Genomic DNA, 15,783 nt, shown 5'->3' on the forward strand with positions numbered 1-15,783 from the left:
GATCCCGTATCCTGACGGCGATGCACTCGCTCCGCCGTCACGCCTTGTCTTTGGTTTTTTGGTTGTCCGTCGCGCTGGCCGCGATCGCCGGTTGTGGCGGTGGTGACGACAGCGGTGTGGCATCCAATACCGGGGGCAGCGGCGCGAAGGCAGGCAGCGGCGGCAATGGCGCGGGCACCGGCGGCGGCATCGACGTGGACGGCGGCACGCAGTCCCTCACGGTGGAACCCGCGACCATCACCCTCACGGTGAACGGCGCGGCGTCACCCGCCTCGCAGCAGTTCACGGCCAAGGCCAACGGCTCCCCGGTGAACGCCAGCTGGACGCTCGATACCTACGACATCATCACCATCGACGCGTCGGGGCTCGCGACCACGACCGGCATCCTGGCCGGCAAGACGGTGGTGACCGCCACCTACAACGGCAAGACGGCGACGGCGGACGTGATCGTGAAGGTGGATCTGAGCGAGGACGTCGACCCGAGCGTGGCCCCCGCCGACAAGGGCGCCCTCGGCGGCGCGCCCGCTGCGGACCCGGGACCCGATGCCTCGAAGTTCCTGTATCCCTACGACCAGACGGTGATGCCCCGCGGACTGATCGCGCCGCTGGTGATGTTCTCCGCCGGCAGCTTGGCGCCCAGCAGCGCGAAGCTGACGCTCACGGGGCAGAACTTCAGCTGGCAGGGCTACTACACCGTGGCGGATCCCAACGCGCCGCGGCTCACCGTGCCGCAGAACGTGTGGGATGCGGCGCTGTACAGCTCGCAAGGCAAGAAGCTCAAGCTGGAGGTGGCCAAGGCTCTGGCGGGCACGGCCTACGGCCCCTACGCCGTCGACGTGGTGGTCGCGCCGGGCTCGCTCCGCGGCGTCGTCTACTACCAGACTTACGAAGACCCAAAGACCGGCATCTGGGCCGTGCGGCCCGGCGAACAGCAGGCTGCCGCCCAGGTGAAGCAAGGTTGTGTGGTGTGTCACTCCGTGGCCGCGAACGGCAAGTACCTCGCGACCGGAGCCGACGCTGCATCGCTCCTGCCGGAGAGCGGCGTGTACGCGGTGGACCAGACCGGGCAGGCCACGCAGATCACCGGCGCGCCCACGAACCTGGGTGGTGACACGCGTGGGCTCTCCTTCGCGACCTTCACGCCGGACGGCAAGTACGTGATGCGCAGCGAGAACAACTTCTGGGGCGGCGTGAACCAGCTCGCGTGGAAGATCGACGCGGCCGGCAAGAAGCTCGACCCCGCTACGGTGGTGGGACTCGGAGCCGATGTCAGCGCGTTCTTGCCGGCCTTCTCTCCGGACGGAAAGCGCTACGCCTTCACCAACGGTGACGGCGAAAGCGCGCCGCCCGGCACGCCGCGGCGCTCCATCAGCGTGATGGATGTGAAGATCGACGAGACCGCCGGCGCCGCTGGGACGCTCACCTTCTCGAACCGCAGCGTCCCCGTGGACAACGGCGGCAGCGGCTCCGTCGCGAAGTTCGTCACGTTTCTGCCGGATTCCAACCTGATCGTGCTGCAGGAAGGCACTGCAGGGGAAAACTCCTACAGCGGCATGCTACCCAGCTGGGACAACAACGCCTACGGCGGCTGCACTGGCAAGCTCCACTTCGTGGATCTCGCCAACAAGACGCACATCGAGCTGGGCAATGCGAACAGCGGCATCATTCCGGAGGACGCCAACAAGAACTACGAGCCCTTCGCGCTGCCCATCGCCTCCGGCGGCTACTACTGGGTCGTGTTCACCAGCATCCGCCAGTACGGCAACCTGCAGCAGGGCGGCGGGATTCGTAAGCAGCTGTGGGTTGCCGCGATCACGCCCGGTGCCACGGCAGGTGCGGACCCCAGCCATCCGCCCTTCTTCCTACCGAACCAAACCGAGACCAAGAACGAGCGTGGCTTCTGGGCGCTGGACCCGTGCAAGCCCAAGGGCGAGAGTTGCGAGACGGGGGACCAGTGTTGCGATGGCTTCTGTCGTCCGAGTGATCCATTGGATCCCACGTCCCCCAAGGTGTGCGGTGAAGGTCAGGGCTGTTCGCAAGTCAGCGAGAAATGTACGACGGACGCGGACTGCTGCGGTGTGAGCTCAGGTGTGAAGTGTCTCGGCGGGTTCTGCTCGCCGCAGGTGCCGCAGTGAGGTGACGCTCGACGGTTGACAGATCCCACGCCGAGGAGTCCGCTAGTGACATGGTGGGCTCACGTTTGGGTGTGGTGATGGGCGTGCTGCTTGCGATGACGGCGTGCAGCAGTGATTCGAGCTCGGGCAACGCGGGCGACGGCGGTAGCGGGGGCGGTTCCGGCTCCAGCGGCTCCGGCGGCTCCGGCGGCGGCACGGGCGGGGGCTCTACCGGAGGAAACGGCGGTTCGGCGGGTGTTCCGACCACGCCGTCCTGCAGTGCAGCGGCGAACGGCTCTTCCGGCCCGGTGCAAGCGCCCACGCTGCGCGCGACGCTGGACGGGAGCTGGGACGAGAACTGGCTCGCGGCGCCGGCGCTCGCGGATCTGGACGGTGACGGCAAGCTCGACATCGTCGCAGCGCGCCACTCGGTTCTGTACGCTTGGCACCACGACGGGCAGCCGCTGTGGCAGACGGCATGGGCGAGCTCCGCTTCGAATTCGCCCGAGCATGGCCAGAGCCGCATGTGGGCCTCGCCGGTGGTGGGCGACTTCGACGGCGACGGCAAAGTGGAGATCGCCGTCGGCAGCGATGCCGACTCGAGCTCCAACGTGAACGTGGCCGTGTACGACAACACCGGCGAGTTGATGCCCGGCTGGCCGGTGCACTTCGGTGGCAGCGACGAGGTGCGCAGCATCGCCGCCGCCGACGTGGATGGCGACGGCAAGCTCGAGATACTCGTCAACAAGACCAACACCGGGCCCGCCACCGCCGTGTACGAGCTGGATGGTTCGATGCACCCGGGCTTTCCCCAGGTGAGCCCGAGCTGTGATCCCCCACCCCCGGCGGAAGAGTGCTGGGACTTTGGCGGCTACAACCAGAACATCGCTGCCGGGGATCTGGATGGCGACGGCGTGGACGACGTCGTCAGCAGCTACGACGCCATCGGCTTCGGCGTGTTCAAGGGGGATGGCACGCCGTTCCCGACGGACGCGAGCTTCACGGACAAGGTGATCACCGCCGTGGAGGCGTATCACGACTTGAAGCTCTCCCAGCAGGGCTGGGGCACTGGAGATCGCTCGGAGTTCACCTACTCTCCGCCGGTGATCGCGGACATCGACGGAGACGGCGATCACGAGATCGTGCTGGCGGGGGACCACGAGCACTCGAACGACACCACCAACAAGGGCATCACCGTCTGGGTCTTGAATCACGACATGACGCGACCCACCGGTTGGGATCCGCCCAAGGACACCGGTCTCCCCATCGAGTCCTCCAATCTGGGACAGAACATCGTTCCGACTCGACCCAGCCCCGCCGTCGCGGATCTGGACGGAAAGCCCGGGCTGGAAATCCTGGTGCCCACCTACGACGGCAAGCTGCACTGCTTCGGCCCCACGGGGGAGGAACTGTGGTTTTACACCTTCGGCAGCTCGCCGAGCCCGTACACCGGCGCCGGCGAGCCGCTGGTGGTGGACCTCAACGGCGACGGCGTTCCCGAGATCCTGTTCACCACGTTCTCCTCCGGTGCGCCAAAGCAGCCGGACACGCCGGCCCACCTGGTCATCTTGGACGCCGGTGGCAACGAGCTCCAGAAGGTGGAGATCTTCGGGCGCGGTTCCATGGCGGCTCCCTCCGTGGCGGATCTGGACGGCGACGGACAGCTGGAGCTGGTGATTTCCTTGAAGGACACCCTGGGTGGCGGCAAGGGCGGCGTGCAGATCTGGGATCTACCGGGCTCCAGCGACAACTGCGTGCTGTGGGGCACCGGCCGCGGCAGCCTCACGCGTCAGGGGTACGTGCCCTGACGCGGCGTTTCCGCGGCGGACCAACAAGATCTTTCTACGGCTTCGGCTGCCCGAAGTAGCGGAACAGATCCGATCCGCTGCTGAGCACGACGGTGCTCTTGTCGTCCACGGACTTCTCGTATGCGTCCAAGCTGCGCGTGAAGGCGTAGAACTCCGGGTCCTTCCCGTAGGCCTCCGCGTACACCTTGATGCTGGTCGCGTCGCCTTCGCCGCGGACCTTCTGCGAGGTTTCGTAGGCTTTGGCCAGGATGATGGTCTTTTCCTTGTCCGTCTCCGCGCGGATCTTCTGGGCCTCTTCCTCTCCTTCGGAGCGGTACTGCTTGGCCACGCGATCGCGCTCGGCGCGCATGCGGGCGAAGACGCTGTCCTGAACCTCGCGCGGAAGGTCCGCGCGCTTGATACGGACGTCCACGATCTCGATGCCGAAGCTCTTGGTCTGCGCCCGTACGGACGAGGCCACGCGCTGCATCATCGGATCACGAGCGTTGCCCACGATGTCGCCGAAGTTGTGGCTGGCGAGCTCTCTCCTGAGCTCGCTGTTGATGATGTCGTCCAAGCGTGCCTTGGCGCCGCTCTCGTCGTGCACGGTCTTGAAGAACATCAGCGGATCCGTGATGCGCCAACGCGTGATCGGGTCCGCTACCAGGCGCTTCTTGTCCAGCGTGAGATACTCCGCGGGCGGAGTGTCGCTGCCCAGGATGCGGCCTTCCATGAAGGTCACGGTCTGTGCGAACGGGATCTTGAAGTACAGCCCCGGACGCTCTGCGGTGCGTTTGTACTCGCCGAACTGCGTGACGATGGCGAGCTCCTTCTCGTCCACCACGAAGACGCTGGACCAGCCCACGAACAGGGCCAAAAGCACGAAAATCACCAGGGAGGCCTTCATGTCACTTGCCTCCCGCGGCGCCGAGCACGCCAGCTCCACCAATGGGCAGCACCGGCAGCGCTCCCTTGGCCAGGTCCTTGTCCACGATCACCTTCTTGTCCACCTTGGACAGCAAGCGTTCCATGGTCTCCAGATACAGACGCTCGCGGGTCACGCGCTCTGCCTTCGAGTACTCCGTGAGCATGGCCTCGAACTTGCTGGCGTCGCCGTTGGCTCGAAGCACGCGCTGCTCCTTGTAGCCCTCTGCCTCACGCTCGATCTTCTGCGCTTCGCCGCGGGCGCGCGGGATCTGGTCCGCGCGGTAGCCCTTCGCCTGATTGATGACCTTTTCCTTCTCCTCACGGGCGCGGACCACGTCGTGGAACGCTTCCTTTACTTCGTCCGGAGCGTCCACCGTCTGCAGCTTGACCTCTGTGATGCTGAGGCCGCTCTGGTATTCGTCCATGAGCTTTTGGAGCCAGCTTCGGGTTTCGCTCTGTACCTTCTCTCGATCCGTGGTCAGAACATCGTCGATCTTGGTGCGCCCGACCATGCTGCGGAGGGCCACCTCCGCCGTGGCGCGCAGGGTGTCCTCGGGATTCGAAATCTCGAACAGGAACTTGCTAGGATCCGTCACCCGGTACTGAACGATCATCTGGGCTTCCACGATGTTCTCATCACCCGTGAGCATCAGCGCTTCGTGCGGCACCCGCTGATCTCCACGGAACCCCACCTCCAGGCGGCGGATCTGCTCCACGTTCACCACGTCCTTCTGTTGGACGAAGGGAAAGCGGTAGTGCAGTCCCGGTCCCGTCTTGGACGTTTCGCGGCCGAAGGTGCGGACCACGCCCTGCTCCCCCGGGTCCACCTTGTAGAACCCGGTCGCGAGGATCAGGAGCACTACCAGGCCGACCACGATGGGCCCCACGTTCCTCAGGTTCTTCTTGAACGCGTCGGAGACCTGAGCCACCACTTCGGTGACGTCCGGGCGCGCGCCATCATCGTCGAACTGGCTCCTCATGGGCCAGAGTCATGGTCCCGCCTTCCCCTCGGCGCAATGCGAAATGCGGCTGGAGAAGGCGAAAATTCCGCGCCGCTACTGCCGAACCCGCCAGTTTCCTTGATACGTCTTTCCCACTTCGTCACACGTGGGATCGGTGACGATCAGCTCGGGGCGGACGTCACGGCAGTACACGATGGTGTTCTGGCGAAATGTGCGGCCAAAGTAGATGGCTTCGTCACGCGCAATGCCGTGCACCACCCAGGCAGGCTCGCGCCACACGCCCTCCGGCTCTTCGTCGTATCCGACGCAGTGCTCCACGCGGTAACAGCCCAGAATGAGCAAGTCGCGCATCACTTGATGCCGGCCCTCGTTCACCCGCCGGGGCAGCAGCATGGAGCGCGGGTTGTACGCGGTGAGGATCGCGAACTCTCGGCGGAGCAACTCCGGGAGCGTGCCCACGTCCTGGACGATTTCTCCATCCATGCTGACACGGAGCAATCCCGACTCGGTCGGGAGCTCGTACACGGTCGCGAAGTAGGATCGGAGTTGGTTTTGGTCCACGCTTCCTCCGTGCGGCCTACCAGAGCGTGCGGGCCGGCGACAACAAAAACCGTCGGTTCAAGCCTGAAACCGGTAGCCCACCCCGCGCACCGTGAGCAGATGGTTGGGCTCGCTCGGGTCCTTCTCCAGCTTGTTGCGCAGCTGCAGGACGAAGTTGTCGATGGTGCGCAGTGTACCGTGATGCCCCGGGCCCCACACACGCGTGAGGATCTCCCCGCGGCTGAGCACCTTGCCCCCGGCCTCCACCAAGCACACCAAGAGGTCGAACTCCGTGGGCGTGAGCTCCACGAGCTGGTCGTCCCGGGTCACCTCGCGCGTGTCGAGATCCACGCGGAGATCCCCGGCCTCCACCACGCGGCGCTTGTTCGGTCGCGCGATGGCATCGCGTCGGAGCACGGCCTTCACGCGCGCCAAGAACTCCGCCAAGCTGAACGGCTTGGTGATGTAGTCCTCGGCGCCGAGCTCGAGACCCATCACCTTGTCCATCTCGGCGCCGCGAGCGCTCAACATCACGATGGGCACCACGCTTCCGCCGTCCCGCAGCCGCCGCACCACCTCGAAGCCGTTCATCTTGGGCAGCATCACGTCCATCACGATCAGGGAAAACCGACCGCTCCCGGCGAGCTCCAACGCGATGTCGCCGTCCTCCGCCACGGTGACGTCGTAGCCCTCCGCCTCCAAATTCATGCGCAGGCCGAGAGTGATGCTCTCGTCGTCCTCGACCACCAGGATGTGCTTTCTAGGCCCGGACATCCGACTCCTTGTACGGCACCACCAGCGTAAAGGTACTGCCTTCTCCCGGGGCGCTGTCCAGCTCCACGCGGCCGCGGTGCGCCTTGGTGACATGCTTGACGATGGCCAAGCCCAGCCCGGACCCTTCCCGGTCCCGCGACAGGCGATCGTCCACGCGATAGAATTTCTGGAAGATCTGTTTGTGCTCGGAAGCCGGAATGCCGGGACCGTTGTCCGCGACGGAGATGCGAGCCTCTCGTCCGCGCGCCTCCAACGTGATGCGGATCTTCGGCGGATCCCCTCCGTACTTCTGGGCGTTGGTCAGCAAGTTGAACACGGCGTCGACCATCGCGGGCCGGTCCGCCTCGATGAACACCGGCTCCTCCGGGAGCTCGACGACGGTCGCAGTCTTGCGTCGCTCCCCCACCGGGGCGAAGGCGTTCATCGCTTCCCGAACGATCTCCGTCGCGTCCACGCGTTCCAGGACGAACTCGCGGCGGCCGCTCTCCATGCGACCCCAATCCAAGAGCCGATCGATCAGCTCCTGAAGCCGCATGCTCTCCCGACCGAGGCCCTCGATGCACTTGTCCTCGGCCGCGACATCGCCGCGGCGAAGCGCGAGCGTCTCGGTGAACAGGCGAATGGAGGTGAGCGGGGTCCGGAGCTCGTGTGACACCTTGGATACGAAGTCGCTCTGCAGCCGGGAGAGGTTCGCTTCGCGCCGGACGAAGACCCAGACGAGGACCACGCCCGTGGCCGCAGCACCGCTCAGGGCCACCACCAGGATGCCCATCAGCAGATTGACCTGAACCTCCCCCAAGAACAGCATGATCGCGCCGACGGCGATCAGTAGGAAGGTGGGCACCACCACCAGTGCCACGAGCAAGATGACGATGCGGCGGTAGCCCAGCGCAGCGAGATCTCGCGAGGCCATCAGCTCACCACCAAGTCCTCCACCAGCGCCGAGAGGAGCTCTGCCACGCTCCATGCCTGCGCCGGACAACCACGAAGGCGATGCGGGTGCTCTCCGTCGGCCAGCTGAGCCGGGTGGCCGAGCACGGGGCCGCCGTCGACGGCTTCCTCCAACAAGATGCGAAGCTCCTCTCGAAGTGCCATGTCGCTCGGATGGGCCTTCAGGCTGGCTCGAACGTAGGCGCCCAGCAAGAAGCTCCACACGGTGCCTTGGTGGTAGGAGGCGTCGCGTTCCCCCGGCGTGCCGGCGTACACGCCCTCGTAGCGGGGATCCCGAGGCGAGAGACTGCGAAGCCCACGCGGAGTGAGCAGCTCGTCCTTGGCCCGAGTGACGATCGACCGCGCTTGCCACTCGTCGAACAGCTCCGGTGCCGCGGCGAGCGCGAGCACTGCGTTGGGCCGGATGGTCGGGTCCGCCCAGGCGTCCGCCGTGTCACCGACTTCGCTGATGCAGTCGAAGGGGTACTCCGTCTCGTTGCACCAGAACCGCGCTCGGAACGCCGAGCGCGCCTGCATCGATGCAGGGCGCACCCGCTCGAGCGTGGCAACGTCGTCCAGCGCGTCGGCGAGCCTCGCGAGCACCTCGGTTCCCGCTGCCCACAGCGCTTGGTGCTCCACTGCTACGCCATTGCGCGGCGTCACGGCGCCATGGGATCCGCGCGCGTCCATCCAGGTGACCGGCTGCCGCTCGTCCTCGGTGACGAGCAGCCCGTGGGGGGTAGCACGCACGCCTTCGGCGTCGGTCTGCGACAAGCGCTCAAACGCCCGCACCAACGCGGGATAGAGCTCTGCCTGCACGAAGGGATCGTTCGCCCCCACCTTGCTGGCGAGCTTACCGGCGGCGTGGAACAGCCACAGCGTCGCGTCCGGACAGGGCCGCGCTTGCGGCATGCCGGCTTCCGGAAGCATCTCCGGCAAGAGCCCCGCATGCTGATGCTCGAGCACCGTGGCCAGGGTCCGCTTGGCCTCGTCGATCTTGCCGCACGCCAGGTACAAGCCATCGATGGATATCAGCCAATCCCTAAAGGGGGCCCCAAGCCAAGGGTAGCCCGCGAGCACGGCGGCGCGTCCGCAGTTTTCCGCGCGATAGCTGGCCGCAGCCAACGAAAGGGTGCGCACCACGCCGCTGTGGGTTTCACCAGGATCCTGCGCACGCAGGAAGTCTATGGCCTCCTGCATGAGCGCTTCCGGAGCCTCTTTGGGCAGCTCTCCAACGGCCGCCAGCAAGTAGGTCGTGGCGCCGGGCTCCATGGTCAGCTCGAACGTTCCTGGCGTCCACATGTCCTCCTGCCAGTCGTCGTAGCGCCCACGGTCGTCTACGTACTCGAAGCGACGCCACCAGTCCGGCGAGCCCATGAACATGCCGGCGTGGGCGAACACGATGGGCGGAAGCTCGTTGACCGGGCGCACTTCCACCTGGCCCGGGCGTAGCGTCACCCGTTGCACGATGCCTCCGTGCTCGCGGGCCAGACGATCTTGTCGGCGCAGGGGCATCAACGGCATCACGCTCAAGCGGGCGGGATGAAAGCCGTGCCACTGGTAGCGCATGACGGCGGCGTTCCGACCGCGAACCAGGCACAGCGAACGCTCGAACCACGCTTTGCCCAACCGGTAGCGCCAGCGCGGCAGGGGATCCTGGGAGAACTGCGCGAGCAGGCGATAGCCGGGGGTCGGCGCAACGTTCGGGAACTGGTGGGTGGAGAGGCGATAGTTGCGATCGCCGACGGACACGCTGGTTTCAGCGTGGGACAGCACCACGGTGCGGCCGAGCGGCGGATCGAGCGCCGCCACCAGCAAGCCGTGCTCTCGGCGCGTGTGCATCAGGGCGAGGGTGCTCATGGCGTAGGCCCCCGCTCCGTTGGTGTGCAGCCACTCGCGCTCGGCGCGCTCGAGCTCTCCGCCCACGTTGATGACCGGCCAGGGCCCCCGGCCCACCTTGAAGTCCCGAGCTCCGTTTCGGCTCATGCGTCTCCCCCCAACCTCGGCGCCAGCGCCTCGCGGATCGGCGCCTCCGGCGGTCGCCGCGATAGCCAGATTTCCACCGCGCGAACGGCCTGCCCCACCAACATGCCGAGCCCCCCTTCCCGTGCCACGCCCGCGCTGGCCGCGGCGCGCAAGAACGGCGTTTCGCTGGGTACGTACACCACGTCGTAGGCCAAGGTCGTCGCGCGCAAACGTCCCCACGGGATCAGCGCCGCCACGCCTTGTCCCGGGTCCTTGCCGGCCATGCCCGCGCTCGTCGCCTGCACGATGACGTCCACCGTCGCCGCCTCGTGCGACAGCCGCGCCGCAGCATCGTCCCAAGCGCACTCGTCCACGCCGGAGATGTCGCTCGGACGCCGCGCGATCAGCGTGATGCTCTCGCTGCCCACGGCGCGCAACGCCGTCACCGCCGCCCGCGCGGCACCGCCGCCGCCCAGCACCCATGCGCGACGCGGAGCGAGGTCGCGGAAGCGCTCCACCAACGCAGTGACGTCCGTGTTGTAGGCGATCACCTCGCTTCCGGCGCGCGCCCACACGTTGGCGGCGCCCGCCGCGGTAGCCAGCTCGTCGCCGCGATCCGCCAGAGCCAGGGCCAAGCGCTTGTGCGGGAGCGTGATGTTCACGCCGCCGAGCTCGCCGGCGCGAAGCTCCGCCAGTACCTGACGGACGTCCCCTTCTCGCGGGCAGTCGCGAAGCTCGTACTCGTGCTCCTCGCCCAGGGCGCGATAGGCAGCGGCGTGGATTGCCGGCGACAGCGAGTGCGCCACCGGATGTCCGACCAGCGCGAAGCGCGTCACTCTCCGTCCTCCACGTCGGTGACCGTTGCCGTGATGCGTCCTCGATGCAGGCGAATGCCGATGGCGTTCCCCGGCTCCGTCTCCCGCGCAGAGCGCAGCGCCCGACCGTTCTGGTCGAGGGCGATGGCATAGCCACGACCGAGCACCGCCAGCGGCGAGAGCCCATCGAGCCGCGCTGCCATCGCCGCGAGTTGCCCCGCGGCACGCCCCACGCGAAGCCGCGTGGTCCCGGAAAGGCGCCCCTCCAGCCGAGCCATGTCCGCCCGGGCCCGCGCCAGAACCGCTCGGGGATGACGGCCGGCGAGCCGCCGGTCCAGCTTTTCCAAACGGCCGCGCTCCCGCCCGATGGCCCGAAGACCATGCCGCTCGAGGCTCGAGCACAGCTCGTCCATCAACTGTTGCCGTTCGAAGATGAGCAGCCTTGGATCTCCGAGGCGGCGGTCGAGGCGCTCCAGACCCGCACGGTTCCGATCCAGACGAGCGAGGGCGGCGCGGGTGAGCCGACGCTCCATCTGCAGCACGTGCTCGGCCCGTGTTCCGTGGTCCGCGATCACGAGCTCCGCCGCCTGAGACGGCGTCGCAGCGCGAACGTCGGCCGCGAGGTCCGACAGCGAGGTGTCCACCTCGTGGCCCACGGCGCTCACGACGGGCACGCGGCACGCGGCCACCCGCCGCACGACGCGCTCGTCGTTGAACGGCATGAGATCTTCGAAGGATCCTCCGCCGCGGCCGATGATGACCGCATCGAGGCCAGGGTAGCCCTCGAGCAGATCGAGCGCCCGCACCAGACTATCGGCTGCAGCCTCGCCTTGCACCAAGGCGGGGCTCAACACCAGACGCACTCCGCCCCGTCGAAACGCCACCGTGCGAATGTCGTGGAAGGCAGCTCCGGACTTGCTCGTGACCACGCCCACTACCCGTGGGTCGCTGGGTAGTGCTCGCTTGCGTGCGGCGTCGAACAGCCCCTCGCCCGCCAGTCGCTCCTTCAGTTTCTGCAGCGCCTCGAGCAGGGCACCGCGGCCCGCAGGGCGGAGCCGCTCCCCCACCAGCTGTAGCCGTCCTCGCGGCGCCCACACCGTGGCGCGTCCGAAGATCTGCACCCGAGCGCCCTCGGCCAGGTGGCGGCGGGCCCGCTGGGCGTTGAAGCGATACAGCACGCAATCGATCACGGCGTCGTCTGCCTCGTCCTTCAGCGTGAAGTAGGCGTGACCGCTGGGCGGGATCTTGAGCGAGCCGATCTCCCCCTGCACCCACTCCGACCCGGTGGCGGACTCCACCGCGCGCTTGAGGCGCCGGTCGAGCTCCGCGACCGTGATGATGTCCTCCGTCCCACTCACGGCGCGGGCTTATAGCAGGGCTCGTGAGCGCGTGCCGGGCCTGGTGGATGGAGGTCATTTTCGCCGACGTTCCGCCTCGATTAGACTGTGTCTCGGTGAATTCCTCGCTCTCCTACGCCCTGGCCTGCGTGGTCGTACCCGCGGTCTGGGGCGTCCTGATGTACTTCGTGTTCGGCTACTGGGACGCGCGCCGGCGGCGGGCGCCCAAAGACGGGCCGCCGCCCATCGACTACTCGATCTAGAGCGTGGACGTCGCCGGCCAAAGCGTGAGCCTCCCGGCGCTGATTGCCCTCGGCGTCATCGTGGGCTTCGTCGCCGGGCTGTTCGGCGTGGGCGGGGGCTTCATCCTGACCCCGCTCCTCAGCGTGGTACTGCGCGTGCCCTTGCCCATCGCCGTGGGAAGTGGCTTGTGCCAGATGGTCGGCACTGCGACCGTCGCGCTGCTGCGTCATCGCAAGCTGGGTCAGGGCGAGCTGCGCTTCGACGCGCTGATGCTGGCAGGCAGCTTGGTGGGCGTGACCACCGGCGCCCGCGTGGTGAACGCCCTCGAGCACGCGGGAACCACCACGCTGTTCGGAAAGAGCGTTCCCGTGGTCACCCCCGCGCTGTACGGCTCCTACGTCGTGTTCTTGGTGTGCTGCGGTTTCGTCCTGCTCAAGCGTTCCCGCGGCAACGTGGAAGTGCTGAGCTACGTGCGGCGCGGTCCCCTCGCCAGGGTGCGCCTGCCTCCCTACGTGGACCTTCCGAGCCTGCCCCTCGCTCGCGTGAGCGCCATCGTGGTGGCCTACGTGGGATTGGGCCTCGGCTTTTTGAGTGGCGTCTTGGGAGTTGGTGGCGGAATCGCTCTGATGCCCGTGTTGATGTACGGCTTCGGCTTCCCCCTGCGGCAAGCTGCGGGCACCGGCATCGTGGTGCTGTTGGTGACCTCCGTCGGCGGCACCATCGCCCACGCCCTCTCCGGAAACGTTCATCTCGGGCTCTCGATGGTGCTCGTCATCGGCGCCAGCGTGAGCGCACAATTCGGTGCACTGGCGACCTCCAAGCTCCCCGCCGGCTTGCTGCGGCGCGGACTCGCCAGCCTCGTCCTCCTGACCATCGGCGCCATCCTGTGGGACCTCGTGCGCCGCTTCACGTGAGCCATGCCCATCTCCAGCGCCATCACCGATGTCATCGGCAACACGCCCCTGGTTCGTCTCGAGCGCTTGAGCTCGGAGCTCGGAGTCGAGGTATTGGCCAAGCTCGAAGGCCAAAACCCCGCCGGAAGTGTCAAGGATCGCATTGCCCATGCGATGGTCCAAGATGCCGAGCAGCGCGGCCAGCTCACCCCCGGCGCGACCATCATCGAGCCCACCAGTGGCAACACCGGCATTGCGCTGGCCATGATTGCAGCAGCACGCGGCTACCGTCTCACGTTGACGATGCCGGAGGCGATGAGCCGTGAGCGGGTGGCGCTGCTCCGGGCCTACGGCGCAGAGGTAGTGCTCACGCCCGGCACCCTGATGCGCCAGGCGGTGGAGCAAGCGGAGCTCTTGGGCGAGACCACGCCGGGTGCAGTGCTCCTACGGCAGTTCGACAACCCGGAAAATCCTCGCATCCACGAGCGGACCACCGCGGAAGAGATCTGGCGCGACACCGGCGGCGAGCTCGACGCCTTCGTCGCCGGCATCGGGACCGGCGGCACCATCACCGGCGTCGGACGCGTGCTGGCGAAGCGACTGCCCAGCGCACGCGTAGTGGGTGTGGAGCCGAGCTCCGCCGCTGTGCTCTCCGGGCACTCGGCGGGGCCGCATCGCCTGCAGGGGATCGGCGCGGGCTTCGTGCCCCCGGTGTTGGACCGTAGCGTCGTGCACGAGATCATCACGGTGAACGAAGACGAGGCCATCGCGTCCGCCCGAAGAATGGCACGCGGGGACGGAGTGCTCGGCGGGATTTCCAGCGGCGCAGCGCTCTCCGCCGCAACGGTCCTTGCCAAGCGCGGTGGCTTGCGGCGCATCGTGGTGGTGCTTCCGGACACCGGCGAACGCTATGCGTCCACGCCGTGGTTCGGCGCTCTCGGTGGCTGAGCGGATGCCGCTCGTGATATGACGCGAGCCGCCATGTTCAAGAAAGTCCTGATCGCGAATCGCGGTGAAATCGCCGTGCGGGTCGCGCGCACGCTGCGCGAAATGGGCATCAGCCCGGTGGCCGTGTACAGCGAGGCGGATCGAGACGCGCTGCACGTCCGGGTGGCGGACGAAGCTTACGAGATCGGACCCGCCGCCGCGGCCGAAAGCTATCTGCGCATCGACAAGCTGATGGACGTGGCACGCCGGGCGGGCTGCGACGGCCTGCACCCAGGCTACGGCTTCTTGTCGGAGAACCCGGAGCTGCCCGCGGCCTGCGAGGCCGCAGGCATCACCTTCATCGGACCGCCGGCCAGCGCGATGCGAGCCATGGGTCTGAAGACCGCAGCTCGCGAGAAGATGGCGTCCGCCGGCGTGCCGGTGGTCCCCGGGGGTAGCGCCGACACGCTGGAGCAGGCCAAGAAGACCGCCGCGGAGATCGGCTATCCCGTCATGCTCAAGGCGACCGCCGGCGGCGGCGGCAAGGGTATGCGCCTGGTGTCCTCGGAGGCCGAGCTTTCGAGCGCCCTCGACCGCGCCAAGAGCGAAGCCAAGAAGGCATTCGGGGACGAGACCGTCTACCTCGAGAAGGCCATCATTCGCCCGCGTCACGTGGAGATCCAGGTGCTCGGCGACAAGCACGGAAATGTGGTGCACCTGTTCGAGCGGGACTGCTCCATTCAACGCCGCCATCAGAAGGTGGTGGAGGAGTCGCCGTGTCCGGCTATCGACGACGCGATCGTCCAACGCATGGGCGAGACCGCCGTTCAGGGCGCCAAGGCCGTGGGCTACTACTCCGCCGGCACGTTCGAGTTCCTGCTGTCGCAGGACAAGTCCTTCTACTTCTTGGAGATGAACACCCGGCTGCAGGTGGAACATCCCATCACCGAGCTTTGCACCGGGTTCGACTTGGTACGTGAGATGATCCGCATCGCCGCGGGAGAAGAGCTCGGGTTCGAGCAGGCGGACGTCACTCGTCGCGGCGCTGCCATCGAGTGCCGCGTCTACGCGGAGGACCCCAGCACCGGGTTTCTGCCGAGCCCTGGCGTGATCCAGAAGCTGCGCACCCCCGCCGGACCCGGCGTGCGAGACGACAGTGGCGCTTACGAGGGCTGCACCATCAGCGGCAACTACGATCCCTTGATCAGCAAGCTCAGCGTGTGGGCACCCACGCGCGCACAAGCAGTGGAACGCATGCGCCGAGCGCTCGGCGAGTACGTAGTCACCGGCATTCGCACGAACCTGCCGTTCCACGAGCGCTTGTTCGAACAGCCGGAGTTCGTCGCGGGGGACTACGACACGGGCTTCATCGATCGCCACAAGGACCAACTGCTCCAGGGCACCCGCATCCCCCAAGACGCCAAGGCGGAATTCGCCGCCGCCGTGGCGGTCGCGGCGTATCGCGCGGAGCGCCATCACCGCGGCGACAACGGCGCTGCAAAGACCAGCGGCCCTTCCGCCTGGGTCTCGCAGCATCGCGCCCGCCTCGGTCGCGGACCGCGGGCCTGA

General features: G+C 67.2%; 14 protein-coding genes. 6 read left to right on the forward strand and 8 right to left on the reverse strand.

What is annotated here, in order from left to right:
• The first annotated feature begins 20 nt into the window (after window positions 1-20).
• Both H6717_38235 and H6717_38240 read left to right on the forward strand, forming a co-directional pair.
• A complete protein-coding gene (locus tag H6717_38235; protein MCB9582939.1) occupies window positions 21-2,135 on the forward strand; it encodes a hypothetical protein in 2,115 nt (704 codons plus the stop codon).
• Window positions 2,136-2,185: 50 nt separating this feature from the next.
• Window positions 2,186-3,922, forward strand: a complete 1,737-nt coding sequence (locus H6717_38240) for a VCBS repeat-containing protein (protein ID MCB9582940.1) — start codon at window positions 2,186-2,188, stop codon at window positions 3,920-3,922.
• A gap of 34 nt (window positions 3,923-3,956) precedes the next feature.
• Here H6717_38240 and hflC read toward each other — a convergent pair whose 3' ends face one another.
• From hflC to xseA, 8 genes are all read right to left on the reverse strand, one after another.
• Window positions 3,957-4,808 (reverse strand): protease modulator HflC, encoded by an 852-nt coding sequence (gene hflC, locus H6717_38245; GenBank protein MCB9582941.1) that lies wholly within the window; start codon window positions 4,806-4,808, stop codon window positions 3,957-3,959.
• A gap of 1 nt (window position 4,809) precedes the next feature.
• A complete protein-coding gene (gene hflK, locus H6717_38250) occupies window positions 4,810-5,808 on the reverse strand; it encodes an FtsH protease activity modulator HflK (protein ID MCB9582942.1) in 999 nt (332 codons plus the stop codon).
• A 75-nt stretch (window positions 5,809-5,883) separates the two neighbouring features.
• A complete protein-coding gene (locus tag H6717_38255; protein ID MCB9582943.1) occupies window positions 5,884-6,351 on the reverse strand; it encodes a DUF3293 domain-containing protein in 468 nt (155 codons plus the stop codon).
• Window positions 6,352-6,408: 57 nt separating this feature from the next.
• Window positions 6,409-7,104 carry a response regulator transcription factor gene (locus tag H6717_38260; protein MCB9582944.1) on the reverse strand — a complete coding sequence of 232 codons (696 nt, stop codon included), beginning with the start codon at window positions 7,102-7,104 and terminating at the stop codon, window positions 6,409-6,411.
• The gene (locus H6717_38265; GenBank protein MCB9582945.1) at window positions 7,091-8,017 is read right to left on the reverse strand and encodes a two-component sensor histidine kinase; all 927 of its coding nucleotides are present in this window, start codon (window positions 8,015-8,017) and stop codon (window positions 7,091-7,093) included. Before H6717_38265 ends, H6717_38260 begins: the two co-directional genes overlap by 14 nt.
• Window positions 8,017-10,020 (reverse strand): glycogen debranching enzyme family protein, encoded by a 2,004-nt coding sequence (locus H6717_38270; GenBank protein MCB9582946.1) that lies wholly within the window; start codon window positions 10,018-10,020, stop codon window positions 8,017-8,019. Before H6717_38270 ends, H6717_38265 begins: the two co-directional genes overlap by 1 nt.
• Window positions 10,017-10,835: a shikimate dehydrogenase gene (locus H6717_38275; GenBank protein ID MCB9582947.1), complete on the reverse strand. Its 819-nt coding sequence runs from the start codon at window positions 10,833-10,835 to the stop codon at window positions 10,017-10,019. The genes H6717_38270 and H6717_38275 overlap by 4 nt, the downstream gene beginning before the upstream one ends.
• Window positions 10,832-12,172, reverse strand: coding sequence for an exodeoxyribonuclease VII large subunit (gene xseA, locus H6717_38280; GenBank protein ID MCB9582948.1), 1,341 nt, complete (start codon window positions 12,170-12,172; stop codon window positions 10,832-10,834). Before xseA ends, H6717_38275 begins: the two co-directional genes overlap by 4 nt.
• 95 nt (window positions 12,173-12,267) lie before the next feature.
• Here xseA and H6717_38285 point away from each other — a divergent pair, with 95 nt between their 5' ends.
• From H6717_38285 to H6717_38300, 4 genes are read left to right on the forward strand one after another with little or no spacing between them, the layout of a single operon-like run.
• Window positions 12,268-12,414 (forward strand): hypothetical protein, encoded by a 147-nt coding sequence (locus H6717_38285; protein ID MCB9582949.1) that lies wholly within the window; start codon window positions 12,268-12,270, stop codon window positions 12,412-12,414.
• Between the two features lie 3 nt (window positions 12,415-12,417).
• On the forward strand, window positions 12,418-13,308 hold the full coding sequence (locus H6717_38290; protein ID MCB9582950.1) for a sulfite exporter TauE/SafE family protein: 891 nt from the start codon (window positions 12,418-12,420) through the stop codon (window positions 13,306-13,308).
• Between the two features lie 3 nt (window positions 13,309-13,311).
• A complete protein-coding gene (gene cysK / locus H6717_38295) occupies window positions 13,312-14,235 on the forward strand; it encodes a cysteine synthase A (protein ID MCB9582951.1) in 924 nt (307 codons plus the stop codon).
• A gap of 33 nt (window positions 14,236-14,268) precedes the next feature.
• A complete protein-coding gene (locus H6717_38300) occupies window positions 14,269-15,783 on the forward strand; it encodes an acetyl-CoA carboxylase biotin carboxylase subunit (GenBank protein ID MCB9582952.1) in 1,515 nt (504 codons plus the stop codon).

The organism is Polyangiaceae bacterium, from assembly GCA_020633235.1.
GTDB lineage: Bacteria > Myxococcota_A > Polyangia > Polyangiales > Polyangiaceae > JACKEA01.

Excerpts from the sequence above, each read along its gene's own strand:
- H6717_38265 (MCB9582945.1), bottom strand. The coding sequence starts at position 8,017 with ATGGCCTCGCGAGATCTCGCTGCGCTGGGCTACCGCCGCATCGTCATC.
- hflK (MCB9582942.1), bottom strand. The coding sequence starts at position 5,808 with ATGAGGAGCCAGTTCGACGATGATGGCGCGCGCCCGGACGTCACCGAA.
- H6717_38300 (MCB9582952.1), top strand. The coding sequence starts at position 14,269 with ATGTTCAAGAAAGTCCTGATCGCGAATCGCGGTGAAATCGCCGTGCGG.
- hflC (MCB9582941.1), bottom strand. The coding sequence starts at position 4,808 with ATGAAGGCCTCCCTGGTGATTTTCGTGCTTTTGGCCCTGTTCGTGGGC.
- H6717_38240 (MCB9582940.1), top strand. The coding sequence starts at position 2,186 with ATGGTGGGCTCACGTTTGGGTGTGGTGATGGGCGTGCTGCTTGCGATG.
- cysK (MCB9582951.1), top strand. The coding sequence starts at position 13,312 with ATGCCCATCTCCAGCGCCATCACCGATGTCATCGGCAACACGCCCCTG.
- H6717_38235 (MCB9582939.1), top strand. The coding sequence starts at position 21 with ATGCACTCGCTCCGCCGTCACGCCTTGTCTTTGGTTTTTTGGTTGTCC.
- H6717_38260 (MCB9582944.1), bottom strand. The coding sequence starts at position 7,104 with ATGTCCGGGCCTAGAAAGCACATCCTGGTGGTCGAGGACGACGAGAGC.
- H6717_38270 (MCB9582946.1), bottom strand. The coding sequence starts at position 10,020 with ATGAGCCGAAACGGAGCTCGGGACTTCAAGGTGGGCCGGGGGCCCTGG.